We start from the raw sequence: 25,074 nt of genomic DNA on the forward strand, positions 1-25,074 counted from the left end.
CCGGAGGAGGTGATTTCTTCGCGGAGACGGTTGTTGAACTCCTTCTGGGCGTTGAGGTCCTCAAGTGTGAGGTGCATGCGGTAACGCCAGTAATGGCGGGGATTGGCAGGAATGTTGATCAGCTCCTCGCGCGGATCCTGACGGCGGAGCACTCCGTCGATCGACAGCCAGTCCTGAAGCGGAAGGATACAGAGCATCGAGGGTGACTGGAGGTGCATACGGATGATGCGGTCACAGATCCACGGCTCGGCATACTGCGGAGCAGGGCCGGCTTCGCCGAGCACTTCGTTGTAGTAACGCTGTGTTATCTCGCGGTCTGTCTCCCACCAGCGGCGTATTCCGTCCATATCGTGGGTCGAAGTCGTGCATACAGAGCGGTAGGGATAGGTCCAAGTATTGCCGAAGGGCACGTTGGGATCTTTGGGCATACGCTGAATTTCGAGCACGAGGATTTCAAGATTGTTCATCACGGCAGGAACACAGGCGGGGATCATGCCGAGGTCCTCGGCACACACGAGCATGTCAGTAGCGTCGGTGAGCGGAGGGAGTTTCCACATGGCCTTGTCATACCAGAAATCGTTATTTCGACGGTAGAAGAAGTCATTGTACATGCGGTTATAGCACCACTTCTCGTAATCATTGAGAGCCTTGTAGGCAAACGTGAACTGAGCCGAGATGCGGGGGTGATACTTACCTTTCTCGTAGGGATCTTCGATAAAGAGCACTTCGTCAATGAGGCCGAGAAGAGCGTTGCAGATACGCTCGTTCTTCTCGTTCTTTTCCTGACCGGCGAAGAAATCCACCACCTTGCGCTGAGTGTCATATTCCTCGCGCAGATGGTAGCGGCCATAGCCCTCGTCGATGAGGAAGCGGTCACGACATTCGTCGGCATATTCTCCGAAGAAAGTACCGAGCATATAATCCATGATGTAGGGACGGGTCTGACGGTCAACGTCGATCCAGAAATCATAGCTGTTGCGCAGTTCGTCGGGACTGTAGGGGAGGGCACGGTTGAACACTCCGAGCAGACCGTGGACTGCATCCATCGGGATCTGCCATATACGGAAGAAGCCGAGCACATGGTCTATACGGTAAGCATCGAAATATTCAGCCATCTTGCTGAAACGGGCTTTCCACCATGCGAATCCGTCTTTGGCCATCTCGTCCCAGTTGTAGGTCGGGAAACCCCAGTTCTGACCGAGTACGGAGAAGTCATCCGGCGGAGCACCGGCCTGACAGTCGAGATTGAAGAGCCGGGGTGAGATCCATGCATCGACGCTCGTGCGGGAAATGCCGATGGGTATGTCGCCTTTGATGGCCACGCCTTTGGAGTGGGCATAGTCACGTACTTCGTGCATCTGCTTGTCGAGGAAGAACTGCTGATAATAGACGTAGTCGATGTCGAGTTTATGAAGCGCGATAAAGTCAGCAACCTTTTCCGGATCATAGACAGCATATTCACCCCATTTTTCCATGTCAGGCGTACCGTTGATGTCACGCAACACGCAGAAAGCGGCGTAAGGGGTGAGCCATGCAGCATTCTTCTCAAAGAAGGCTTTAAACTCATCGGTAGCGAGTATCTTTTCACCATCCTGCGCGAAGAGTTCACGCGTGAATTCATTCTTGGCGTTGTTGACACGCTCGTAATCGACCTGCGGGAGGCGGTTGAGCTCGCGTCCCAGCTCATCGAAATAGTGCTGGCGCGCTTCATCATTCAGACGGCCCATTGCCTGCAGGCGCAGATACATCGGATGGAGTGCGAAAGTGGAGTTGGCATTGTAGGGATAGGAGTCAGTCCATGTGCCGGTCATGGTGGTGTCATTGATGGGGAGGAGCTGGACGAAATTCTGCTTCGTCTGTGCGGCCCAGTCGATCATGAGCTTGAGATCCATGAAGTCACCGACACCGAAATCTTCGTCGCTGCGGAGCGAGAATACCGGTATGGCAACACCTGCTCCACGCCACGGGGTGAGAGGATTGACGAGACGCTGTCCGGAATTGATGACAGATTCGTCGGGACGCGATAGGGCAATGTCGATATGACGGTTGTCACGACCCTCCCAAGCGACAACTTCACCTGTGGCTTTCTTTAGGATAAGGAATTTGTAGTCGCTGCCGGGTGCGATAGCAGCCACCGGAATATTGACAGTCCAAGTGGGGAAACAAGCATCGCTCATGCGCACGGCTTTATCTACATCCCATGCGCCGAGAGCCTTCGACTCACCGCTTACGGCAACAATCTCGTCGGGCCCGACCATCGGAGCATCGACGGACAGCGTGAGCATTCCAGGAGCGGGAAGGACAGCCGCTTCACGGGACTCACGGTGACAGATGCAGTCAGTGAATGCACTACTGTAATAAGGTTTGTCCCAAGGCATATCCTGCCAGTGGTCCATGATTCTGAAAATATGGGTGTCGGCTTGGTGGACAAAACGGTGTCCTTTGCCCCATTCGCGTTTCACGTAGCCGTTATCGTGGCGTACGATGTAAGCGTAGGTAAACTCGCTGACGGTGTCGGGGATTTCGACCTGTACGGTCCAAGTCTCGCTTCCGGTGAGTGTCATCGGGATGGCTTTGGCGATGTCGCCGTTGCCAAGTGCTGCAGCCGAGCCTGTGAGATAGAGCGATTCGCCCCATTCGGTGTGGTAATTGACTGTAAAGGTAAGCTTCATAAGTATGATATAACGATAAAATGCTGGTTGGAAATAAATGTTGATGTGAAAATAGACACCTTTAATAATAGGCAAAGTTAATATTTTAAGAGTGAATATTCTAAATCTTGCCGGATAAAAACACGATGTAAGAATCAAAATTTAGCTAAAAAAACAAAAAACAGAGCACGGCATTTTAGATTTGCCGTGCTCTGCACTGGAAGTTTCTTGGTTTTCCGGTCAAAACCGGATTATATCTGTGTCAATTGTGTTCAGAGAGTTCCGATCAATTGGCGGGATCGAGGATGAGAACGCGATAGTTGTTCTGGGCGTTGAGGGCCTTCATGAAGTCCATCACATCCTGAACGGTGATTGAGTTCATCACTTCGATGTTGCCGTTGAACGAATCGACGCCGTTGACGAGAGTTCCGAGGATGCCCTGACGCCATGCTGAGTTCTTCTCACGGTTCTCGGTATAAACCTTTACCATGTACTCCTTGATGGGGTTGAGTTCTTCAGGAGTAACGTCACTTTCCATTGCAACGAACTGACTCTTGATGTAGGGGAGGACTTCATCCTTCATCTCCGGCTTCATCGGGAATGCTGACGAGATCGTGAGCGGGTTGAGACCGTTGCGGTCGAGCTGACCGTTGGCACTGATCGAATATACGGCACCCATGTCCTCGCGTACAGTCTTGATGAGACGGCTTGTGAGGATCTGACCTACGATTGAAGCAAGCATCGCGTTCTTGGTAGTGTAGTCGGCGTTACCGGTTTCGATGATGGCTACCTGAGTCTGGGGAGTAGTCATGGGAGTGGTGAAGGTGTCGGTCTTGTCGCCACCCTTCATGAAGAAGGCGGGATTGTAAGAGTCAACCTTGGTAACAGCGGTCTTGGGATCACCGGGGAGTGATGCGATATACTTCTCAACGAGAGGCTTGAGCACTGCGGCATCTACATTACCCACGAAGATGAAGGTCCAGTCAGCAGCGTTTGCGGTGAGTGCGTGAGCGATCTCGATGGTCTGTGCGAGTGATGCAGCTTCGATGGCGGCAGGATCAAGAACCTGACTGCGGGGTGAATCATAGAGAGTGCGCATGATGTTCTTCTGGAATACATATTCAGGGCTCTTCTCCTGATTAGCAAGCATACCGCTGAGCGATGTCTGAAGAGAGGTAAATTCGTCCTCTGTGATCTCGATATCCTTGAAGCCCATGTAGATGAGTTCCATGAGGGTGGGGAGATCCTTGGGAGTTGCGGAGCCACCCATCGAACGAGAGTAGTCGCCGAAGTTGATGGCGAGCGAAGCCTGCTTACCGGCGGTATATTTGCCGAGGTCGGTGCTGTTGTATGAACCGAGTCCGTATGATCTCATGGCCATCGGGAGGAAGCGGATGGTGTTGTCGTATTCAGCAGGATAGTTTGCTGTACCACCCTTGGCATAGGCTGAGAAGAGGATTTCGTCTTCCTTGAACTTGGTGGATTTGAGGATTACTTTCGCACCGTTGGAGAGAGTCCATTCGGTAGTTCCCCATTTTGCATTGTCTTCGCTCTTGATCACGCTACCGGCGACAGGATCAGAGGGGATGAGGGGCTCGGATTTCACTTCGTCAACGAAAGCGTCGATGTTTTCAGCATCAACGGCTGCGAAAGCGTCGGCAAACTGCTGTTCGGTGGGAACGGGGATGCCTTCAGCTTCAGGCAGGAGGACCATGAGTACGCGATTGTCAGGAGTGATGGCCTGTGCCATAGTCTGATTGATTACCTCAAGAGGAATGCTCATGGCGATCTGCTGGATGAGTGGCCATTCGGCTTCGATACCGGGGATAGGATCACCGTCCTTGAAGTTGCCTACATATTCACTTACGAATGTGCCGTTTTCGCGTGTAGCGCGGTTGTTATAGACACGTTCGATCGACGAAAGGTATTCATTGCGGGCACGGTCATATTCGCTCTGGGTGAAACCGCCGCGCTGAGCACGGATAAGCTCACGATAGAGAGCCTGAATCGGTGTAACGATGTCGTTGTTCTTCGATGCGGTAGATGCTGTGAAGGCGTCCTTTACTTTTGAAGAAAGGAAGTAGCCGCCGAAATCCACTCCAGCTCCGGCGAAGGGTGCGTCGGGTTTGGACGAGAGTTCTTCGATGCGCTGATTGATCATTGAAGCGATCATCCCTTCAATATAGCTCTGGGCATAGTACATAGGAGTGTTCTTCATCTCCTTGGGCATCTGGTCGGAGATGAACATGAGCTGTGCGACGAGGTGTTTCTGCTCAGGATCTGTACCGATGGCATAGATGGTGCCTTTGTGATCGGGGACAGGCTCATAGACGCGCTCTGCGGCATTCTCAGGCATTTCGATTGATGAGAACATTTCCTTGATCTTGCCTTCGATGCGGTTAACGTCGATATCACCGACAACCACGATGGCTTGCTGATCGGGACGATACCATTTCTCATAGTAATCGCGGAGAGCCTGCGGAGCGAAGTTGTCAACAACTTCCATTGTTCCGATGGGGAGACGGTGGCCATACTTTGAGTTGGGGTAGATGATGGGGAGAAGTTTCTCTACGATTCGCATCTGACCCTGCATGGAGCGACGCCATTCCTCGTGGATCACACCGCGCTCCTTGTCGATTTCCTTGGGATCGAGAGTGAGGTCATTGGCCCAGTCGTGGAGGATGAGGAGGCAGGAATCCTGAACGCTCTCACGTGCGACGGGTACATTGCTGATGTTATAGACTGTTTCATCGACTCCGGTGTAGGCGTTGAGGTTAGCACCGAATTTCACACCGATGGTCTCCAGCCAGTCGCGGAGCTGGTTGTCGGGGAAGTTTGTAGTGCCGTTGAAACACATGTGTTCAAGGAAGTGGGCGAGACCACGCTGATTGTCCTCTTCAAGGATTGAACCGACGTTCTGGGCGATGTAGAAGTCGGCCTGACCTTTGGGATATTCGTTGTGACGGATGTAATAGGTGAGTCCGTTGGGGAGTTTGCCGATACGGACAGCGGTGTCAGCCGGGAGCGGCTGGAACATCGGATTCTGAGCTTGAGCTCTGACGATGGCGGGAAGCACGAAGCAAGCTACGAGCACAAGGGCCGTCATCAGTCTTGATCTAAGTTTCATAATGGTTAATGAGTATAATGATTTGGTATGTTCGTGAATGTTGTATGTAAGTTTAGACGCAAGCGAGGGATGGAAAGTTACAACAGATAAAACGTTTAACTAAATTTAACATACGCTTCCTGCCCATTTTTCCATGTAAGCAACCTGAGAGGCGTAGTTGCGCAACACGGCCTCGGCCTCGCTGCGGAGATAGGGGACAGGTACGATATAGGCCATGGAATAATCCGGATGGAACACTCCGAGTTTGAGATGTGTGACAGGGATACCGTAGGCGTTTTCGAGTATGAAGCGGTAGATGCTGAGCTGCAAGGCATAGTGATAGTAGGAACAGTCATGCAGGTGGCCTACAGGAAAGAATCCACGTTTGCCGTAGCGGTTGGTCTGTTCGATAGTGCCGTCGGTGGCTATCAGTTTACGTGACCGTTTCCAGTCATAGATATTGAAAGTGCCGTCGGGGCGACATTCGAGAAAGTCGAGTGTTCCGGCCACGCCGTAATCCTCCATGTATATGCGCCATTCAGTCCGATAGGGATAGAGGCGTTCGGCGGCTGCGAAATGACGGAAGAGTGTGTAGGCATCCCCGTCGTCACCTGCATCCTCACCAAGGTAGTAGCGTTCGATTTTTTCGTGCATTGCAGTGCCGAGGTTGCGTGAGTGGCGGGCATTTGCCTCCCATTGGGCTTTCAGCTCGGCTGGCGACAGACCCATCGCAGGAGCTTTGCGGGCAGCCCAGTAATCGGCATCGAATTTCGGAAAGCAGTCCTCGACGATGGTTGTCACAGACGAGAGAGTCCTGTCGCCAAGAGTGTAGGTATGGCTTTCGGCATCAAAATTTAGGAAGGGATCGCGCGGATGTGCGTTAAGTTCATTAAAATTCATCAGTAGCGGAAAGGGATATTCGGACGTAGGGATGTTTATGAGAGGAGATGGAGAAGAGGTATGTGCATTATTGCCGTTTTGCTTCTTCCCAGATAGCATCCATTTCAGCGAGAGTCATGTCGCGCAATTCACGTCCCATCTCATGGGCACGCTTTTCGAGATAATTAAAGCGGCTGATGAATTTTTTGTTGGTCTTTTCAAGTGCGTTTTCGGGATTGATCTTGTAGAGGCGCGCGGCATTTATGACGCTGAAAAGCAGATCGCCCATCTCTTCTTCCATTCTTTCAGGGGATTTTTCAGCGACAGTCTCCTCAAATTCAGCCATCTCCTCACGCACCTTGTCCCACACCTGTTCGGGGCGTTCCCAATCGAAACCTACGTTGGCGGCCTTTTCCTGAATGCGGTCGGCCTTGATCATGGCCGGTAGGGCACGGGGGACACCTGAAAGTACAGTCTTATTGCCGCCTTTTTCTTTAAGCTTCAGTTCCTCCCAATTCTGGAGTACCTCGTCTGTGGAGTTGACACTTGTATTGCCAAACACATGGGGATGGCGGAAAATGAGTTTGTCGTTAAGGGAGTCGCAGACATCGGCGATGTCAAACGCTCCTTTTTCCTCACCGATCTTGGCATAGAACAGCACGTGGAGCAACACGTCGCCGAGTTCCTTACGGATATTCAGGTCATCGGAGTTGATGAGTGCGTCACACAGTTCATAGACCTCCTCTATGGTGTTTGGGCGCAGTGATTCGTTGGTTTGCTTTGCGTCCCACGGACATTTGACACGCAGGATGTCGAGGGTATCAATTACCCGTCCGAGAGCTTCTATTTTTTCTTCGCGCGTATGCATTGTATATTCTTATTTTATAGTGCAAAGTTACGAAATGAATTTGCCATATCCAAAATCAGCGCGGTAGAGTAGTGGATTTCTAAGATGGCATTACGGATGCCGGATGCGGAGCGGTGCCTATTTCATAGAGAAATTCGGGAGCCAGATCCGCTCCATTAGCCCATTCAATATTGATCCGTGTGAGGCCATACTGGATGAACTTACTTTTGTCAAGCAGTTCGCCGAATACTTCGCCATAAAGATAAGGACGAAGATCAGCTACTCTTGTTTCACCATTGTTGAAGGTCAGGCTGAGGGTATAATCGCCAAGATAATCAACGTCTATTATTTTAAGCATGATCTGTAAATTTACTTTAAGCCAATGGTTTTATTCGATCAAATTTTTCGCCTCTTGAGGCTTTTTCCCAAGCAGTCAAAATTTCATCTTCATGAATATCGATCCAATGGTTGACTTTGGCTATTACCTTTGCAGGTGCTGTTCCATCAACGATTCGATCAAGCACGGATATGGAACATTCATAGTCACCATAGGTGAAATGAATGTGAGGAGGATTGTGGTCTCGCTAATATAAACTTAGGATAATACCAAAAAAACGACTTATTTCAGGCATATAAGGATTTGATTAATGCACAAAGTTAATGATAAATCAGATTAGCAACAACAAGAATAGTAAAAATAGTCACGGTTGACTATCCTAAATAGAATTAAAGGTTATTCTATAACCTTTATCGCTCGTAGATATAAACATAATAAGCCTCAGACTCAATGAATCTGAGGCTTATTATGTTTAATACGGCTACTATCAAAATGTGAGGAACGTAAGCGTTAGAATGTAAAGGCAACAAATATGCGGGTTGATGAGAATTTGCGCTTCAGTTTGCCGGATGATGAGTCTGACGCATAGTCATTATCGAAATCATCATCGCTGATCATATCGGAGTACTTACCCGATCCCCAGTGACCTTCAATACCGAGAGCGAAGCGACGATATTGAATTTTGCCACCGAAGTCCATCATATTGCAATAGGCCATCGAGCTCTCCAGTTCACCGTCCTCACTTAGCACATGGAGACCATAGGTAGGCTGATAGTGGAAATAAAGTGTCGCGCGGATAAATCGTGCCTCATTGTTGAAACTCGAAAATGGAGCTACGGATACCACCGGTCCGATTCCGAAAGCACCGATGTGGATGTCGTAACGTCCTATGTCAGGGAGAAAATCGTCGGTTATATCGCCCCATTCGTCGTCCCCGTCAAAGTCGTTTTCTAGCGAGAACGCGTTTTTCTTATATTTTATCACTGAAATGTCTATCCAACGGACATCAAACCCCACCTTTAGTATCCCGGCAATTGGTTTGGATGGGAATAGATAGGAAGTACCTTTAGATAGTCCGAAATTCCACGCTGCTTTGCTTTTGATACCGAGTTCGGTAGATGATGCCGATGGCGCAAAGAAAATTGAGGTGTATTTGCCACCTTTCCAAATGCCCTGCCATTTTTGTTCTTTCTGCCGTTGAACGTTGATTTCCTCCTGCTCGGAGAGTCTTACGTTTATGTCGGAAATCTGCTGTTTGAGCATGTCGAGGCTGTCAATGACGGCGGCTTCCTCAGGGGCTGGAGTCATAGGTTCCTGCGCGAAAGCCATTGTGGAGAAAGCGGCTGTTAAGGCTACTGTAATAATAAACTTTTTCATTTGTGGAGACGGCGTAGTGGGTTGAGGATACGTTTATTTGTGTTGAAAGATTTCACTTCGCCGAAGGACCGACTGAAAGTATTGTCAAGGCTGCGCGAACCGTAGATGTAGGTAAGTGTCATAGCGTCGCCATCTTGTGTAGCTGTCTCGGTCTTGATTGTTCCATCGGTGTTGAGAGTGTAGGAATACGTTGTATTAAAATCCGAATCATCGCTAATAGCTTTACTGGGGAAATTTGCTGGAATCTCACCGAATAGTCCTGTAAGCCAAAATTCAGCCATTACCATCATATATGCCTGATAACAAATATTTTTAGCGGTATTTTTCTCCGAAGAATATGTGTATTGCACTTCGCCGGCATAATCTACAAGATTTCCGTTGCTCCATGTGATGTTTAACCTTTCACCGTCTGCGGTAAAACTGGTGAGATGATCGTCAGAATCGTAGTTCATTGTCATCCAATAGCTCTCGATTTCTCCTTCGTAATTGTCCGTGACTTTGGCCTTTGCAATAAAACCACGATTGTTGAACGAAGCGTCAGACATGGTCATAGTGGAATAATCCTCTTTAAAGACGAGTTTAAATGGAGAATAGCTCGCTTGCACGTCACGTACGGTACGTTGCTGCCCATTATAGTAATCATAGATGGTAAATCGAGTCATTCGACCGTTAGAATCGTAACTGGTAGAGATTAGTTCATGATCTCCCGCCATGAGTTTTATGGGGTGAGGTGTGTCGATTGTAGTTGGAGGAGTGTCGGGCTGATCACTGTCATCATCGTTATCACTACAGGATGTCAACGAAAGTGTCGAGGCTAAGACAACAGCCATAAGAGTGGCGAATCTCAATGAATACTTGTACATTAGGGTTGTTAAATAAAGAGTAAAAAACTATTATTAATTGCACAAAAGTAATAAATAAGGAAGAAATTACCCCCCCCAATAGTTAAATAAGGTTAAACATGAGTTTTTTACAGAAATGTATGCTATGCCGTGTGAAAACAACGACTCCCACCGCATATAATAATGGGGTGGGAGTCATATAATCGGTTGTAGAATAATTAATTCTTAGCAAAGTTGCGCCGTAAGATTACTTAATTGACCGTTGAAAGGACTACTCAAAAATGTGGCGGAGTTTGCTGAAGATACGGTTCTTGGTTGATTCGTTTGGGGTCATGTTGGGTTTGCCCTGAAGCGATTCGATGGCCTTCTTCTCTTCGTCGGTAAGGTTTTCCGGGATATAGACCATGACGTTGATGAGCTCGTCGCCCGTGCCGTAGCCTTCGGTCGAGGGGAGACCCTTGCCACGCAGACGGAGCACCTTGCCGGGCTGAGTGCCTGCGGGGATCTTGAGTCGGGCACGACCTGTGATGGTCGGAACTTCGACCGATCCACCGAGTGTGGCGGTAGGGATGTCAAGCATGAGGTTGTAGATGACATCGTTGCCGTCACGGATAAGATCAGGATTCTTGATCTCCTCGATGACAACGAGAAGGTCACCGTTGACACCGCCGTGGATGGCGGCATTACCCTGACCTCTTACGGTGAGTGTCTGTCCGTCGGCCACACCTGCGGGGATGTTGAAGGTGACGGTCTTGTCCTCGCGGACAACGCCCTCGCCGTGGCAGTAGTTACACTTTTCAGTGATGATCTTGCCTTCGCCCTTACACTGCGGACACTCGACTGCCGACTGAGACATTCCGAAGAGTGTCTGCTGCTGACGGAGCACTGTTCCCGAACCGCCGCAGGTCGGACAGGTAGTGAATGCCTTTCCGTCCTTAGCACCGGTTCCATCGCAGTGGGTATCCTTGACAAGTGTAGGGATCTTGAGGGTCTTGGTCACGCCGGTTGCTATCTCCGCAAGGGTCATCTTGACCTTGATGCGGAGGTCAGAACCTCTGCGCTGACGGCGGCGCGTACGTCCACCGGCGGTCTCGAAACCGCCCATATTGCCGAATCCACCGCCGAAGATATCGCCGAACTGCGAGAAGATATCTTCCATCGAGAAGCCTCCCGCATGGAAACCACCTCCGCCTCCGGGGAATCCCTGAGGACCCATATCGTGACCGAACTGATCATATTTAGCGCGCTTTTCGGGATTGGAGAGCACATCGTAGGCTTCGGCTGCCTCCTTGAACTTCTCCTCGGCCTCCTTATCGCCCGGATTCTTGTCGGGGTGATACTGGATGGCCTTCTTTCGATACGCGCTTTTTATAGCTTTCTCATCGGCATTCTTATCAACGCCGAGGACTTCGTAATAATCTCTTTTAGTTGCCATAAGTCATGTGGGTTTTATTGGCCCACAGCCACTTTGGCATGGCGGAGCACTTTATCGTTGATTGTATATCCTTTAGTGGGTGTGTCGATGACCATACCTTTCTGTGACTCGTCGGTCACGGGAACCATCGCAATGGCTTCGTGATACTCGGCATCGAAAGGCTTGCCTGTACTTTCGATCGGCTTCACACCGTTGGATGCAAGGAACTTGACAAGTTTCTGATAGATAAGTTCCATGCCTTCGCGGATAGACGAGGGATCATCCTGACCGGCACTTGCCTCCAGTCCGCGCTCGAAGTCATCGACAATGGGGAGGAGACCCTTGAGGACGCTTTCGGAAGCGTTCTTGATAATGTCGGATTTCTCCTTGACGGTACGTTTGCGGAAGTTGTCAAACTCGGCCATGAGGAAGAGATATTCTTTCTTTTCCTTTTCGAGTTTGTCCTCAGCGTCTTTCAGCTGCTGGTTGAGGGCATCTATATCGGAGAGCTGCTTATTGATGATTTCGTTCTCCTCGTCCTCTACGGAATTCTGTTCGTCATAGGCTTCTTGGACATCGTCCATAATCGCAGCATCGTCCTGCTGCGGGGCCTTTTCCTTGGGGTTATTGGGATTGTAGCTCATAATGCTTTTGTATCTTTATCTTTTATTATATAATATTTACATCAAAAAGGTTGCCAAAGATGCCTCCGGAACTATGCTGACCACCCATTCCGGGCTATCAGGAGTCAACATCTTTATATAAACTTACAACAACTGGAAGCCCATAACGTTCAATGATCCAATAAAAAGCAATCCGTGAGCTGCTTGGCTCAGAGAGGTGAGGAAAAAATGTCGCAGCCGGCAAATGTCTCTGACAGGTCGTCTGCCAAAATGTCATTCCTGAAGAGGCCGAAGACTGACGAGCCTGATCCTGACATGGATGTGTAGATCGCACCGAGTTCCGTCAGTTTCTCCTTAATATCGGCCACGGCAGGATAGAGCGGGAACACCGAGGGCTCGAAATCGTTTTTAAGCAGTCCCCGCCATTCGTCTGTCGGGAGTGCTGTGATGTCGGCCACGGAGCGATCGGGTAGGGCGGGGGAGACGCGACTGTAGGCTTGGGCTGTCGGGACACTGACGGCCGGTTTTACTATTACTATATTATAGCCTGAAAGATCGACATTGACAGGCGAGAATTCAGTCCCTATACCTGTGCAGAGCATTGGGCGGTTATAGATAAAGAACGGACAGTCAGCTCCGAGTCCGGCAGCTATGTCGGCAAGCTCATCGTCTGTCAGGCCGAGGGCAAGGAGAGAGTTGAGGCCCTTGAGCGTGAAGGCGGCGTCGGCCGACCCTCCTCCGAGACCCGCACCGTCAGGGATGATCTTACGGAGGTAGATGTCAACAGGCGGAATTGGCATGCGGGCTTCGAGAGCGCGGTAAGCTTTCATCACCAGATTCTTTTCGGGTGGGCAATCCACCGGTCGGCCGCTGGTCGTAAGGGTGGTTTCCTCGCCTTTGGCGGGAACGATTTCAAGAACATCGCACCAAGGGACGGGATACATCACGGTCTCTATATTATGGTAGCCGTCAGGTCGTTTACTGACAATGTCAAGTCCGAGATTGATTTTGGCGTTTGGGAAAAGGATCATAATTGATGATTGTTGTGAACTGATCTAAACTCTTGACGGAATGTTAAAAAAACACTTACAGAAATAAGTGGCAAACAGACTCGAAAATCTCAATTTGCAATAAGTTTGGTCAGTTCTATGGATTGTATGTTGTAGAGATGCAAAGTTACGGTTTTTGGCTGTGAAAAATCCGGAGTGAATGGAAATTGTTGAAAAAATCAGATAAGTTTTTTCATTATCGCACCTTTTGACCCCTAAAAATTGCGTAATTTTGTAACCGTAAAACCTACCATTCTCCCTTTTTACACTTCACCTCTCCGTTCCCGCCGCCTGAATCCCCCTCGAAATGCGGCTCTCTCCTGTTCAAAGGCCCTACCGGCCGGTTCACTCTCTCCACTATCTCTAACCTCTCCTTAATCCGATAATCTCTCTCCGGAACACAGTCCATTCTCTCCTTTGCTTCTAAGTTAAAAAAACAATCTCTCTATCCGTATCACAATCCATCAATAGCCATGCCACAGGAATCCAACAACTATAATAATGGCCGTTCAGGCCGTCAGAAGCCCCAGCACGTCTCGGTGTTTGACCACGGAGGCCGCATCCCGCCGCGCGACAACGATCTTGAAGAGGCCGTGCTCGGTGCTCTCATGCTTGAAAAGGACGCTTACACCGTGGTGTGCGATATTCTTAAGCCGGAGTCGTTCTACGAACCTGCCAATCAGAAAATCTATGCGGCCATACAGAGCCTCGGCGCGTCGCAGCAGAGCATCGACATGCTCACGGTCACTGAGAAGCTTCGTCTGATGGGCGAACTCGAAGGTGCAGGCGGACCGCTGCGCATATCAGAGCTAACTTCGCGTGTGGCATCCGGCGCACACGTCGAGTTTCATGCCCGAATCGTGGCTCAGAAGTATCTTGCCCGCGAACTGATCAAATTTGCCTCGCAGATCGAGGCACAGGCTTTTGACGAAAGCTATGATGTCGATGACCTTCTGCAGGAGGCCGAGGGTAAGCTCTTCGAGATCTCTCAGCGAAATGTCAAGAAGGATGTCACGCAGATCGACCCCGTCATCAATGCAGCCATAGAGCAGATACAGACGGCTGCCAACCGTACGTCGGGTCTGTCGGGTCTTGAATCCGGTTATCATGAACTCGACAAGCTTACTTCCGGCTGGCAGCGCAGCGACCTCATCATTATCGCTGCCCGTCCTGCGATGGGTAAGACAGCGTTCGTGCTCTCTATGGCCAAGAACATGGCTGTTGACTACAACATCCCGGTGGCCATATTCTCGCTTGAAATGTCCAACATTCAGCTCGTCAACCGTCTCATCCAGAACACCTGCGAGATCGAGGGTGAGAAGATCAAGAGCGGTCAGCTCTCACAGATGGAGTGGGATCAGCTGATGTCGAGGGTCAAGAATCTTTACAGTGCGCCACTCTTCATTGACGACACGGCTTCGCTATCTATCTTCGAACTCCGCACGAAGGCGCGCCGTCTCGTGCGCGAACATAATGTATCCTTTATAATCATTGACTACCTTCAGCTCATGAATGCTTCCGGCATGAAGTTCGGTTCGCGTGAACAGGAGGTGTCCATGATATCGCGTTCGCTCAAGCAGCTTGCCAAGGAGCTTAACATTCCCATCGTGGCCCTTTCGCAGCTTAACCGAAGCGTGGAATCGCGCGGTGCCGACAGTAAGGACGGCAAGCGTCCGCAGCTTAGCGACCTCCGTGAGTCTGGTGCGATCGAGCAGGATGCCGACATCGTCTGCTTCATTCACCGTCCGGAGTATTACCTGCGTTCCGGTACAGATGCTGCGGGCAATGATATCCGCGGTCTCGCCGAGTTCATCGTGGCCAAGCACCGTAGCGGTCGTGTGGATGACGTGAAGATGCGCTTCAAGTCCCGCTATGCCCGTTTCGAGAACTGGGATGGCGAAGTAGAGATGACAAGCGGCAGTAAGGTTTCGCGTCTCAATGCCGGCGATGATGGCGGTCAGGACGGCTTTGCACCGTCAAGTCCGTTCAGCGGAGGGTCGGCTGATATTCTTGGTGCTACTTCCGATGATGTCGCTCCGTTCTGATGACACATCGTTGTGGGAAAGTTCCATCAGTTTTAGGGTCTGCGCTCGGCTTGATCCGGTTCTGTTATGATAATTGGCTGATTATCATTGATGCGTGGATCGCAACCAGCGCAAGTGCGTACTCCTGTAAACGGATATTATCGGGTCGGTATCGTGCTTCGGATTTCTCTTTTTGAAAAAAATGAGAAAAAATAAACATTCTCAAAAACCTTTTTTCAATCACGGTTGTTTGATAAGTAAAGTTAATCAATTCAACTATTGTTTTATGAAAAAAGCGTTATTAATCATTGCAGTCATGCTGGGTGGCATGAGCGCATTTGCACAGAATGTTGACAAGAACGAAGCCAAGCAGATCAAGGCTTTCCTTTCCGAGGGTAACAATGCTTCGTCTCTTAAAGTGTCAGACCTGAACTCCATCGCCTCCATCGAGGGAGTCACCGTAGAGAACGGTCATGTGACCGCCATCGAGTGGAAGGACAAGAAGCTCACCGGCTCACTTAACCTTTCCGGCTTCAACGCTCTTCAGAAGGTGGATGTATCCCGCAACGACCTCACCTCGATGACCGTGGCCGGATGTGCCTCTCTCTCGGATCTCAACGCAAGCCGCAACAAGCTCAGCGAGATTGATTTCAGCGGTTGCGGTCAGCTCCAGAAGGTAGCCGTCTATAAGAACCGTCTTACCGACCTCAACCTCGCCGACACTCCTCTTCTTGAGAACCTCAACGTATCGAACAACCTGTTTGTCGATCTGAGTGTAGCCAACAGCACCGCCCTCAAGACCCTCAACTGTCAGGGCTGCCATCTTGAGAACCTCAACGTCAGCGGTTGCAGCAACCTCAAGAACCTCTACTGCGGTTACAACAAGCTCTCAAGCGTTACTCTGGCCGGAGTTGAGAATCTTCAGAACCTCAATGTCGATGACAACGAGATCACCAACTTCATCGTATCCGGTCTTCCCTCACTTGCCACACTGATCTGTTCAGACAACAACATGACCACACTCGGTGTCCGCAACTGTAACGCGCTTCTCGACCTCGTATGCTCTTACAACGACCTTACCACACTTTCAGTAGAAGGTTGCCCGAACATCCAGTATGTCGATTGCTCCTACAACGACCTCACCTCGCTTGATCTCTCCAACCAGACCTTCCTGCAGCGTCTTCTCTGCAACAACAACCAGCTGACCATGCTCGACGTGTCTTTCGATCAGGCTCTCGTCTATATTAACTGCCGTTACAACACGATCACTGACTTCCGCACCATCGCATGTAACAACCTCCGCATGGTTGCCTGCCAGTGGAACTACTAATACAGCACTGAACTTCAAATACTCTTGATTGAATAGGATTCAGTAAGGAACTCTCCTCAATGCTCAAATCAGAAATTGATTGACGCACCTACATAAAACAGCCCTCCGGCCGGAAGTACGCCCAAACGTATTTCCGGCCGGAATTTTTTTATGGAGTTTTTTTCGCTCGCAGATGGATATTTGGTTACAAGTTTAGGAGTTTTCATAAGGCTGTGTAAAGCTCAAAGTTGTAGTGCCTACGCTCGTGCTGGCCGGATTCTACACCATAGTTAGCTGATCATCACACGTCATTGAATTACGCCAAGCGCGAGCATATCCCTTTAATTTCGGCTCATATCAGCTGATTTATAATTGCATCTCTTGATGATAATGATGAAATTTTTAGAAATTTGAATTTTTCTTCAATAAAATTCAATATTTCAAAAACCTTTTTTCAACTACGGTTGTTAGATAAGTAAAATTAATCAACTACAACTATTGTTTTATGAAAAAAGCGTTATTAATCATTGCAGTCATGCTGGGTGGCATGAGCGCATTTGCACAGAATGTTGACAAGAACGAAGCCAAGCAGATCAAGGCTTTCCTTTCCGAGGGTAACAATGCTTCGTCTCTTAAAGTGTCAGACCTGAACTCCATCGCCTCCATCGAGGGAGTCACCGTAGAGAACGGTCATGTGACCGCCATCGAGTGGAAGGACAAGAAGCTCACCGGCTCACTTAACCTTTCCGGCTTCAACGCTCTTCAGAAGGTGGATGTATCCCGCAACGACCTCACCTCGATGACCGTGGCCGGATGTGCCTCTCTCTCGGATCTCAACGCAAGCCGCAACAAGCTCAGCGAGATTGATTTCAGCGGTTGCGGTCAGCTCCAGAAGGTAGCCGTCTATAAGAACCGTCTTACCGACCTCAACCTCGCCGACACTCCTCTTCTTGAGAACCTCAACGTATCGAACAACCTGTTTGTCGATCTGAGTGTAGCCAACAGCACCGCCCTCAAGACCCTCAACTGTCAGGGCTGCCATCTTGAGAACCTCAACGTCAGCGGTTGCAGCAACCTCAAGAACCTCTACTGCGGTTACAACAAGCTCTCAAGCGTTACTCTGGCCGGAGTTGAGAATCTTCAGAACCTCAATGTCGATGACAACGAGATCACCAACTTCATCGTATCCGGTCTTCCCTCACTTGCCACACTGATCTGTTCAGACAACAACATGACCACACTCGGTGTCCGCAACTGTAACGCGCTTCTCGACCTCGTATGCTCTTACAACGACCTTACCACACTTTCAGTAGAAGGTTGCCCGAACATCCAGTATGTCGATTGCTCCTACAACGACCTCACCTCGCTTGATCTCTCCAACCAGACCTTCCTGCAGCGTCTTCTCTGCAACAACAACCAGCTGACCATGCTCGACGTGTCTTTCGATCAGGCTCTCGTCTATATTAACTGCCGTTACAACACGATCACTGACTTCCGCACCATCGCATGTAACAACCTCCGCATGGTTGCCTGCCAGTGGAACTACTAATACAGCACTGAACTTCAAATACTCTTGATTGAATAGAATTCAGTAAGGAACTCTCCTCAATGCTCAAATCAGAAATTGATTGACGCACCTACATAAAACAGAGTTGGCCGGAAATTCACTGATAAGTGGTTTCCGGCTGACTCTGTTTTATAGGGTATCAATTTAGAAGAAGGGTGATGTGATCATAACCTAAGGCATGATTGACTTGCAGCTTTATGATCAGTCACTCTCTTTCTGAGCATTGTAGCGGTCGGTAACTTCTTCGATGGATATGTCGAGCAACCGCATCTCACGGAACAATTCCTGAAGTGTGGTGTCGAAAAATTCTTTTCTCCGGACTTGATTGACATGTTCGAGCGCGTCGGGCGTAAGGTAGAAACCCATGCCGCGACGTGGGACGATTATACCTTCCGCCTGAAGGAATTCGAAAGCTTTCAGCACGGTGTGGCTGTTGACTGACAGAAGCACGGAAAGCTCGCGCACAGACGGAACGCGTTCGCCGGCTTTCCACACTCCGGTAAGTATCTGTCCGAAGCTGTAGTCTATGATCTGACGGTAGATGGGTTTGTTTGATGTAAAATCCATTGTTCTATCAGTTTTTCACTTCGCCTTTTGCGATGCATCTGTATGAGAGCCAAAGACCGAGGATTGCAGTCAGACTGATGATGGAATATATCACTATGAGAAGAGGACGTAAGACGGTGATCACCTCCGTCGGATTTTCAACTGTCAAGTCATTGATGGCAGGAGACAGGTTGCTGATTGCGATTAACGCACCTGAGATACCGGAGACGATGCCAATAAAGAATAGGTAGCCGAGAATTGCCAGCAGGCTCTTTATCACCCTGTGGCGTCGGCATCGCAGTGTCACGTAGAGCACCACTATGATCAATGTCTCTGCCTGAGAGGCTGAGATCAGCATCAGACGCCAGTCTGAGCATTTAAGATTTGGGATCTGAGGCTTGTAATAGTCGATTATGCTGTCTTGCAGTGTCGGGACGGAGTTGATGGCCGAATAGCTGAAATCCGCACCGTACCATATACCTTGGATCACACATGGCACGATGAGCATACAGTAGATTATATAGAAAGTCCATTTCTCGATAGGTTTGGCCGGGAGGAGTGCCATAAGTGTGTCATCACGTCGGCTGAATGTCAGGGGATTCAGATAGAACACAGCCGCGAGAATGGTACTCATTATCATATAGACGGTAAACGTGTTTCCGCCGATTGATGAAAACACACGCGTGAGGATATAGCAGGCGAGCGAGAGGACGGCCGAGAGTATGAGATAGTTGCGTATAGACTTCTTGTAGAGCAGGCCTATGCTGGCCATGCGCCGCCAAGAGAATCTATCAGGAAGAGTCGAGATTGCCTCCATTGTTTTTTCAGGGATTTTTTTGTTGTGACTGTTTCGGTTATATCTGGTTTGTCGCGTCATGGCCTTCGCTTTGGTCCGGCGTTTGTGTGGCATTGATGATCTCAAGCAGACGGTCACGGGAGTCCGACATAAGCGCGGAGTAGAGCAGGGCGTAGTTAAGATCGGAGGGTTCACCGGTCTTGTTTATGACGATGGAGTGGAAAAGACCTGCACCCTGCTCCATGAATATCGCATCGTAGGGCGGGATGGGCGAGGCGATGCATGAGATCCTTTCGGCAATCTCCCATGATGGACGTGCGAGAATGAGTTTTCCTTGCGAGAGCACGAGCACTCCGTCGTAGAGTTCACGCAGGTCGGAGACAGTGTGGGTTGAGATGATCACTGTCTGTTCGGGAGCTGTACAGCGGGCGAGGATGTGGCGCAGAGCCTTTTTGGAAGTAATGTCAAGTCCGTTGGCCGGTTCGTCGAGCAGGAGCGTATCAACTCCGAGTGCCGTCACGTAGGCTATGAGGGTCTTGTGGCGTAGGCCGAGTGAGAGCTGATTGAAATTCTCCTTGCCTGTGAGGGAGAATTCGCGTAGGTTTTCCTCGAAATTTTCCTGTGAGAATGTAGGATAGAAGCGGCTATGGACTTCAGCGAATGAGCGGATGTCCTTGGTCGGTATCTCCATCGTGTCGGGCAGCATGAACACTTGCTTGAGTGCCGAAGGTTGGCGCGATGTCATGTCAGCCCCGTCGATCAGGCACTTTCCCTCTTTCGGGATCAGCAGGCCGGCCATCAGGCGGAGCAGGGTCGTCTTTCCGGCACCGTTTTCACCGAGAAGCAGATGGATGCCGGGTGACACAGACACCGTGATTCCGTCAATTGCGACGAAACCACGGTGATAAGAGTATGTGAGGTCTTGAAGTTCTATCATTTGTCGGAAGTGATCATGATATATTCTTGAGTATAATCTATTTCAGGTAGCAGTAGGATCGGGATTACTCAACCGGTTTCACGGTGTAGCCCTCGTTGCGCAGTAGGTTGATGAGGCCCTTGTCGCCGGGAAGATGTCCGGCACCGACAGCGATGAGCACTGACGCAGTCGGGAGGAGTCCGGCCATAATACGGAGCCAGTTGGCATTGCGCTTGTTGAGCATACGCTCGGTCCACTCGCCGTCGCTTCCGAGTTCGGGATCTTCCATTATCGCAAGCATGGCATCGAGATCGCCGGAGAGGTATGCTTTGGCAAGACGGATGGCTGTGGCGGCCGATTTGTCATCGTTGCGCACCATATCCATCAGCTCATTGGCCTGTGATACGATCGAAGAGCCGAACATGGCTTTGCACTGATCATCAATGGTCTCGAATCCTCCGACTTCCTTGCCGGCTGCTTCCGCACGCTTCTGGATCTCACCGTCGAGCTGCTGGGCGGCATTGAATGTCGGGAAAGCTGTCTGACTCTGCAGGAGAGCGAGGAGTGTGTTGAGCATCGCAGGTTTGAGCGGGGCGAACTGATTGACGGAGACCATCGGACCCATATAGCGTTTGAGCATTGTGTCGAGTGAGTCGAGCTGCGCAGGGGCGAGGACTGCGGTGAGGAGGCTATCCTGAGGAGCGGCTGCGTAGCCCATCATTATCTGCTGTGACTGGGGCGACTGGGCCACGCTCATCACCATTTCGCCATATACCTTGTCGGCTGTGGCAAGTGCGGAGTTGAAACCGGGGACACTGTCGAGCACACTGATGGGTGCGATGTGGTGTGTTCCGAAGAGGTATGAAGGTTTGCTGAGTCCGTTGCCCGACACTTCCCAGAGGAGCTGGGCGTTGCAGGCAAGTGTGCTGATGACACTGATCACTAATGAAAGGAGAATCTTTTTCATTGTTGCGGGTTGATTGGCTGGTAATGGTAATGAATTTAGCTTTGGTGTTGATGTGTTGTACATGACTAACACACCGCAAAGGTAAAGACCTTTTTGGAATCTGCAAAATTTTTCAGGAAAAAATGTAGAAAAAAATTTTTATGGATTTACAACATATTGTCAAAACAGTCTTTTCAAGACTTTAATCCCTCAAGTCCTTACGCATTGCAAAAGTCGCGGTTGGCGAGTACAAAAAAAATTTGGATAAAACTATATTCTGCCGTCAAGTGGCATAGCGTGGGGCTAATTTTGCGACATGGAAAAGATTATAATACATATACGTCCGATAAACTGGTCCCAAGGTGATGTCTATGGGATACAGTTGAGATTATCGGGATGCAGCCCGACAGTGCGTATTGACTGGGGCGACGGCACGGTAAAAACTTATTGTGGAAATACAATCGAGGAGTCACACATATATCCAAAAGATGAATCTCTCTCGTTTATCATCACTGCAACAGTTATGTCAGGTTCAATCGATTATGTTAATCCCACAGGGGGAGACTGCAGTTACGAGCTCCTCGATTTCAGCAAGGCTCCGTCGATTCGGGAGATAGTGGCTCAGTGCTGTCAGACAGTCATACTTGATAATCCGAATCTCGAAAAGCTATCTCTGACCATCAATCTCGCCGACAGTTATGACCTATCCCGTTGTCCGAACCTTCGTTTTCTGGAATTTCAATGCGAATATGACTGCGAATGTCATATTCTCGACTTGTCGGAGTGCCATAAATTGGAGTCGTTTTCCAATAGGGGCTATATGAGCCCCATGTTGCGGAAAATTACCATTGCCAATGATGCACCACTGAAATATTTTGATATGACCGGTCACAACCTGTATCCATCCTGTCGTGAAGCCATTCATCGCATAGTCGAGAGAAACGGAGGGGTGATAGTCGGTGAATTTGAAGAAGAGGAAGAAGAGGAAGAATAAGAAAAAAATACCGAAGTATGCCTTGGAGTAATCAGCTCCGAGGCATTTTCATGTTTTTAACACCAATCATATTCCGCTCCATTAAAAAATCAGCGGCTTGGACAGGGCTCGAACCTGTAATGTACTTTCCATCTAATATAAAGCGTGTTTAACCAATTTCACCACCAAGCCTTTTATTTGTTTGCAAAATTAGATGGAGACTATGCCACATTGCGGCAAAAGTGAAAAGATTTAGATTGTGCCGTCACTTTGCATTTATCGCCAACCTTGTGTCATACACAAATGTAATTGAAACTCATTTCTGTTCATAACGCTTCAGGATTTCTGCTCCCAGCCATTGTATCTCATCCCGTAACCACTGCGGCGAGATGATTTCAGCATCCGAGCCAAGGGAGAGAACGGCGTGTTGGAACTCATATTCGGGACGCAAGGTCAACTGATAGTCGGTATATTCTTTGGTACGGGCGATGATTGTTTGCGATTTATGTATTGGTAACGTATCTGTATAGTCCCGCTGACGACCATATACTCGTAACCACACTTTTTCGCAATCGAAATCGTCATCTATGTTTACACCTATTACTTCATCAAAATAAGTGGTTACATTTATGCTTTTATCAGGTGTGAATGATCTTCCGGTCAATGACAGAGTTTCAATGCGGTCAAGTGAAAAAATGGTTGGTTTGTCATTACCTTCAATCTTGGCGATCAGGTACCAACGCTGTTTTGATTGCTTAAGTCCATAGGGCTCTACTATACTTTCGGTAGATTCTGAAATGGAGAATCTCCTATAAACTAAAGCAATTTTTTGATTCTTGGCCAATGCTTCAATGATTGGAGACAGAAATCCGTTTCCGCCGGGAGTTTCTTCAAAAACAATCTTATCAGAAACGTCTCTATTGCCCATCAGCTGATTGTCGATAGCGAGGCCGTTGAAAAGCCATGATGTGAACGATGGTTCGTTGAGAGCGTCTTCGTTTTCTATGTAATATGTATTGCCATTGTACCGATTGCAGAGGATGTCGATACCGAAAATATCGGCAATTGCCTGTCGATGGCGGTGGAATGTACGTTCGGGAATTTCTTCCTCGTTTTCCATGCGGAGTGTTCGCTCTTCCATCCATTTCTGATTGATCTCTTCAAGAGTGATGTTTCCGGCACGCCGTATCGTATCAACGAGCCAAACATATCTGCGTATTAATCTAACGGATGTTGCCATATATACTGAATCTTGTTTCTGCAAAGTTAATAATATGTATTGTCATTTCGCGGCATAATAATAAAATTAATCTTTGTCCTGTTTTTGTATAGGTGGTTTGCGGGAACAGTGTTTTTTATGTAATTTTGGATCGTTCTTAGGAAACCATTATTATCTCACTTTATAATACAATTGCAGATATGAAGTTCTCAGCCGTCCGTAACCGTGCCTTATTGATATGTGTCGTCATCGCAACGCTTTTAAGTTCCTGCGGGAACGGGTCGAAGCAATCATTGCAGAAGGTGCGCGAAGAGATTGCAGAGATCAATTCGCAGTGTCCGGTTGATATGGGTATCGCCGGCACGGTGACCGGAGCAGCTTTAGATGAGAGTACATCCACTGTCCAATATATGCTCAAGCCTAATGCACTTATGCTGAATGAAGCCATGTTTGCCGATCAGGAGGCTCTGTTGAAAAAGTCGTTGCTGCTGAATCTGTCGCCATTTGAAGCTGAGCGGTCAGGCGCGGTGGAGTTAGCCGAGTCCGGCTACAATATGGCCTATATCTATTCATTCCCGTCTGGTCACAAGCACACGCTGACATTGACTGCCGCTGAGATTATCGATGCGGCGGGAGGGAAAATGACTCCTGCAGAGCGCGGTGAGATGCTTCTCAAGACCCGCAGTGAACTTTCACGTCTGATTTTCCCGACAAAGGTTGATGCCTATACCACACAAACCGGTGTCGAGTTGCTCAATGATCGTCTGGTCCATCAGTTCATGATCGATGAGGATGCACTTGGAATGCCTATCAATGATCCGCAGGTGTCGAAAGATGCTTTGTATGAAGGTATAGTTGAGGATCTGAAGGGCAGTATCAATGATCCGGCCATGCGTTCGGAGATGGAAGCCGTCGTCGCCACCGGTCGTTCATTGGTCTATCACTATACAGGATCAGCCTCTGGCTCAGAACTCGAAGTTGAAATCACCCCCGACACCGTAAGGTCACTGTTCCATTGATCACCATACCGGCAATCATTCCGTGAGAATCAAAGAGAAATTTCGGCTCAGTAGCAAAACCCGGTTGAATTGTTAAAAACGAGCCGAGTGCGGAATATTTTTAGGCGCATAGCTTTGATAGCCTGAAAAGGAAGAAAGGTATGTCTGTTACACCTCTGAACTGACTTCGGAATGCTTTGACTTTGGCGTTGAAAGATTCTGCTCCGGCATTGGTCGAGCGGTTTATGAAGAAATTCAGTATTGTATCATAGTGATTACGGAATGTTTCGGTAACCGTGCGGAACTGCCCCCCATCCATTTCGTCAACCTTGTTGTACCATCTGGCTAAATTCAGTCGTGCCACATCCTTATCTACTTTCTGATTGAAAATATCGGTCAGATCCATGGCCAGATCATAGGCTCTTTTCAGCTCAGGATAAAATTCAAAGATGATATCGGCTCTCCACTGCTGTGACTCCGTCCATTTTGAAGCATGCTTGGTCAGTATGTATTTTGCTCTGGCCAGTAACTGCTTGCGTGTGTCACCATTGGCATAGCGGAACGGGACATAAGGAATCCCGGCTTTACGGCAGCGGGCTATATCCTCATTCTCAACATCCCGCGCCATCCAGCGCAGAGATATGCGCAACTCGTC

General features: G+C 49.1%; 21 protein-coding genes, 1 tRNA gene and 1 pseudogene. 5 read left to right on the forward strand and 18 right to left on the reverse strand.

Going from position 1 to position 25,074, the window contains the following annotated elements; genetic code table 11:
* The 11 genes and pseudogenes from K2G41_RS11355 to ispE form a co-directional block, all read right to left on the reverse strand.
* The coding region (locus tag K2G41_RS11355; RefSeq protein ID WP_300118278.1) for a 4-alpha-glucanotransferase at positions 1 to 2,672 on the reverse strand (2,672 nt) is incomplete at its 3' end.
* Positions 2,673 to 2,937: 265 nt separating this feature from the next.
* Positions 2,938 to 5,778 carry a M16 family metallopeptidase gene (locus tag K2G41_RS11360; RefSeq protein ID WP_300118280.1) on the reverse strand — a complete coding sequence of 947 codons (2,841 nt, stop codon included), beginning with the start codon at positions 5,776 to 5,778 and terminating at the stop codon, positions 2,938 to 2,940.
* A gap of 105 nt (positions 5,779 to 5,883) precedes the next feature.
* Positions 5,884 to 6,657, reverse strand: coding sequence for a hypothetical protein (locus K2G41_RS11365; protein WP_300118282.1), 774 nt, complete (start codon positions 6,655 to 6,657; stop codon positions 5,884 to 5,886).
* A 67-nt stretch (positions 6,658 to 6,724) separates the two neighbouring features.
* The gene (mazG, locus tag K2G41_RS11370; RefSeq protein WP_300118284.1) at positions 6,725 to 7,504 is read right to left on the reverse strand and encodes a nucleoside triphosphate pyrophosphohydrolase; all 780 of its coding nucleotides are present in this window, start codon (positions 7,502 to 7,504) and stop codon (positions 6,725 to 6,727) included.
* A 79-nt stretch (positions 7,505 to 7,583) separates the two neighbouring features.
* On the reverse strand, positions 7,584 to 7,841 hold the full coding sequence (locus tag K2G41_RS11375; RefSeq protein WP_300118286.1) for a DUF2442 domain-containing protein: 258 nt from the start codon (positions 7,839 to 7,841) through the stop codon (positions 7,584 to 7,586).
* A gap of 16 nt (positions 7,842 to 7,857) precedes the next feature.
* Positions 7,858 to 8,052, reverse strand: a pseudogene (locus tag K2G41_RS11380) (DUF4160 domain-containing protein); the annotation flags it as partial.
* A gap of 278 nt (positions 8,053 to 8,330) precedes the next feature.
* Positions 8,331 to 9,197, reverse strand: coding sequence for a hypothetical protein (locus tag K2G41_RS11385; protein ID WP_300118288.1), 867 nt, complete (start codon positions 9,195 to 9,197; stop codon positions 8,331 to 8,333).
* Positions 9,194 to 10,027 carry a DUF4595 domain-containing protein gene (locus K2G41_RS11390; protein WP_300118290.1) on the reverse strand — a complete coding sequence of 278 codons (834 nt, stop codon included), beginning with the start codon at positions 10,025 to 10,027 and terminating at the stop codon, positions 9,194 to 9,196. The genes K2G41_RS11385 and K2G41_RS11390 overlap by 4 nt, the downstream gene beginning before the upstream one ends.
* Before the next feature lie 283 nt (positions 10,028 to 10,310).
* Positions 10,311 to 11,474 (reverse strand): molecular chaperone DnaJ, encoded by a 1,164-nt coding sequence (gene dnaJ, locus K2G41_RS11395; RefSeq protein ID WP_300118292.1) that lies wholly within the window; start codon positions 11,472 to 11,474, stop codon positions 10,311 to 10,313.
* Positions 11,475 to 11,488: 14 nt separating this feature from the next.
* Positions 11,489 to 12,097 carry a nucleotide exchange factor GrpE gene (locus K2G41_RS11400; RefSeq protein WP_300118294.1) on the reverse strand — a complete coding sequence of 203 codons (609 nt, stop codon included), beginning with the start codon at positions 12,095 to 12,097 and terminating at the stop codon, positions 11,489 to 11,491.
* Positions 12,098 to 12,285: 188 nt separating this feature from the next.
* Positions 12,286 to 13,107 (reverse strand): 4-(cytidine 5'-diphospho)-2-C-methyl-D-erythritol kinase, encoded by an 822-nt coding sequence (ispE, locus tag K2G41_RS11405; protein WP_300118296.1) that lies wholly within the window; start codon positions 13,105 to 13,107, stop codon positions 12,286 to 12,288.
* 491 nt (positions 13,108 to 13,598) lie between these two features.
* Between ispE and dnaB the strand changes: the two genes are divergently transcribed.
* From dnaB to K2G41_RS11420, 3 genes are all read left to right on the forward strand, one after another.
* On the forward strand, positions 13,599 to 15,170 hold the full coding sequence (dnaB, locus tag K2G41_RS11410; protein WP_300118298.1) for a replicative DNA helicase: 1,572 nt from the start codon (positions 13,599 to 13,601) through the stop codon (positions 15,168 to 15,170).
* Between the two features lie 265 nt (positions 15,171 to 15,435).
* Entirely contained in the window at positions 15,436 to 16,479 is a 1,044-nt protein-coding gene (locus K2G41_RS11415; protein ID WP_300118300.1) for a hypothetical protein, read from the forward strand.
* Between the two features lie 484 nt (positions 16,480 to 16,963).
* A complete protein-coding gene (locus K2G41_RS11420) occupies positions 16,964 to 18,007 on the forward strand; it encodes a hypothetical protein (RefSeq protein WP_300118300.1) in 1,044 nt (347 codons plus the stop codon).
* 219 nt (positions 18,008 to 18,226) lie between these two features.
* On the opposite strand, the gene K2G41_RS11425 is transcribed toward K2G41_RS11420, so the two are convergent.
* From K2G41_RS11425 to K2G41_RS11440, 4 genes are all read right to left on the reverse strand, one after another.
* Complete coding sequence (locus K2G41_RS11425; protein ID WP_300118303.1) at positions 18,227 to 18,592, reverse strand: GntR family transcriptional regulator; 366 nt, start codon at positions 18,590 to 18,592, stop codon at positions 18,227 to 18,229.
* Between the two features lie 7 nt (positions 18,593 to 18,599).
* Positions 18,600 to 19,388, reverse strand: coding sequence for a hypothetical protein (locus tag K2G41_RS11430; RefSeq protein WP_300118307.1), 789 nt, complete (start codon positions 19,386 to 19,388; stop codon positions 18,600 to 18,602).
* Positions 19,389 to 19,425: 37 nt separating this feature from the next.
* On the reverse strand, positions 19,426 to 20,304 hold the full coding sequence (locus K2G41_RS11435) for an ATP-binding cassette domain-containing protein (protein WP_300118310.1): 879 nt from the start codon (positions 20,302 to 20,304) through the stop codon (positions 19,426 to 19,428).
* 64 nt (positions 20,305 to 20,368) lie between these two features.
* The gene (locus K2G41_RS11440) at positions 20,369 to 21,250 is read right to left on the reverse strand and encodes a TraB/GumN family protein (protein WP_300118313.1); all 882 of its coding nucleotides are present in this window, start codon (positions 21,248 to 21,250) and stop codon (positions 20,369 to 20,371) included.
* Between the two features lie 295 nt (positions 21,251 to 21,545).
* Here K2G41_RS11440 and K2G41_RS11445 point away from each other — a divergent pair, with 295 nt between their 5' ends.
* Positions 21,546 to 22,223 carry a hypothetical protein gene (locus tag K2G41_RS11445; protein WP_300118315.1) on the forward strand — a complete coding sequence of 226 codons (678 nt, stop codon included), beginning with the start codon at positions 21,546 to 21,548 and terminating at the stop codon, positions 22,221 to 22,223.
* Between the two features lie 93 nt (positions 22,224 to 22,316).
* Here K2G41_RS11445 and K2G41_RS11450 read toward each other — a convergent pair.
* Positions 22,317 to 22,394, reverse strand: a tRNA-OTHER gene (locus tag K2G41_RS11450).
* Between the two features lie 124 nt (positions 22,395 to 22,518).
* Complete coding sequence (locus tag K2G41_RS11455; protein WP_300118317.1) at positions 22,519 to 23,442, reverse strand: WYL domain-containing protein; 924 nt, start codon at positions 23,440 to 23,442, stop codon at positions 22,519 to 22,521.
* Between the two features lie 179 nt (positions 23,443 to 23,621).
* Between K2G41_RS11455 and K2G41_RS11460 the strand changes: the two genes are divergently transcribed.
* A complete protein-coding gene (locus K2G41_RS11460) occupies positions 23,622 to 24,440 on the forward strand; it encodes a hypothetical protein (RefSeq protein ID WP_300118320.1) in 819 nt (272 codons plus the stop codon).
* Positions 24,441 to 24,540: 100 nt separating this feature from the next.
* Here the strand turns inward: K2G41_RS11460 and K2G41_RS11465 are convergent.
* The coding region (locus K2G41_RS11465; RefSeq protein WP_300118323.1) for a transposase at positions 24,541 to 25,074 on the reverse strand (534 nt) is incomplete at its 5' end.

Source organism: Duncaniella sp. (assembly GCF_029056165.1).
Lineage (GTDB): Bacteria > Bacteroidota > Bacteroidia > Bacteroidales > Muribaculaceae > Duncaniella.

Excerpts from the sequence above, each read along its gene's own strand:
- K2G41_RS11360 (WP_300118280.1), bottom strand. The coding sequence starts at position 5,778 with ATGAAACTTAGATCAAGACTGATGACGGCCCTTGTGCTCGTAGCTTGC.
- K2G41_RS11365 (WP_300118282.1), bottom strand. The coding sequence starts at position 6,657 with ATGAATTTTAATGAACTTAACGCACATCCGCGCGATCCCTTCCTAAAT.
- mazG (WP_300118284.1), bottom strand. The coding sequence starts at position 7,504 with ATGCATACGCGCGAAGAAAAAATAGAAGCTCTCGGACGGGTAATTGAT.
- K2G41_RS11375 (WP_300118286.1), bottom strand. The coding sequence starts at position 7,841 with ATGCTTAAAATAATAGACGTTGATTATCTTGGCGATTATACCCTCAGC.
- K2G41_RS11385 (WP_300118288.1), bottom strand. The coding sequence starts at position 9,197 with ATGAAAAAGTTTATTATTACAGTAGCCTTAACAGCCGCTTTCTCCACA.
- K2G41_RS11390 (WP_300118290.1), bottom strand. The coding sequence starts at position 10,027 with ATGGCTGTTGTCTTAGCCTCGACACTTTCGTTGACATCCTGTAGTGAT.
- dnaJ (WP_300118292.1), bottom strand. The coding sequence starts at position 11,474 with ATGGCAACTAAAAGAGATTATTACGAAGTCCTCGGCGTTGATAAGAAT.
- K2G41_RS11400 (WP_300118294.1), bottom strand. The coding sequence starts at position 12,097 with ATGAGCTACAATCCCAATAACCCCAAGGAAAAGGCCCCGCAGCAGGAC.
- ispE (WP_300118296.1), bottom strand. The coding sequence starts at position 13,107 with ATGATCCTTTTCCCAAACGCCAAAATCAATCTCGGACTTGACATTGTC.
- dnaB (WP_300118298.1), top strand. The coding sequence starts at position 13,599 with ATGCCACAGGAATCCAACAACTATAATAATGGCCGTTCAGGCCGTCAG.
- K2G41_RS11415 (WP_300118300.1), top strand. The coding sequence starts at position 15,436 with ATGAAAAAAGCGTTATTAATCATTGCAGTCATGCTGGGTGGCATGAGC.
- K2G41_RS11420 (WP_300118300.1), top strand. The coding sequence starts at position 16,964 with ATGAAAAAAGCGTTATTAATCATTGCAGTCATGCTGGGTGGCATGAGC.
- K2G41_RS11425 (WP_300118303.1), bottom strand. The coding sequence starts at position 18,592 with ATGGATTTTACATCAAACAAACCCATCTACCGTCAGATCATAGACTAC.
- K2G41_RS11430 (WP_300118307.1), bottom strand. The coding sequence starts at position 19,388 with ATGGAGGCAATCTCGACTCTTCCTGATAGATTCTCTTGGCGGCGCATG.
- K2G41_RS11435 (WP_300118310.1), bottom strand. The coding sequence starts at position 20,304 with ATGATAGAACTTCAAGACCTCACATACTCTTATCACCGTGGTTTCGTC.
- K2G41_RS11440 (WP_300118313.1), bottom strand. The coding sequence starts at position 21,250 with ATGAAAAAGATTCTCCTTTCATTAGTGATCAGTGTCATCAGCACACTT.
- K2G41_RS11445 (WP_300118315.1), top strand. The coding sequence starts at position 21,546 with ATGGAAAAGATTATAATACATATACGTCCGATAAACTGGTCCCAAGGT.
- K2G41_RS11455 (WP_300118317.1), bottom strand. The coding sequence starts at position 23,442 with ATGGCAACATCCGTTAGATTAATACGCAGATATGTTTGGCTCGTTGAT.
- K2G41_RS11460 (WP_300118320.1), top strand. The coding sequence starts at position 23,622 with ATGAAGTTCTCAGCCGTCCGTAACCGTGCCTTATTGATATGTGTCGTC.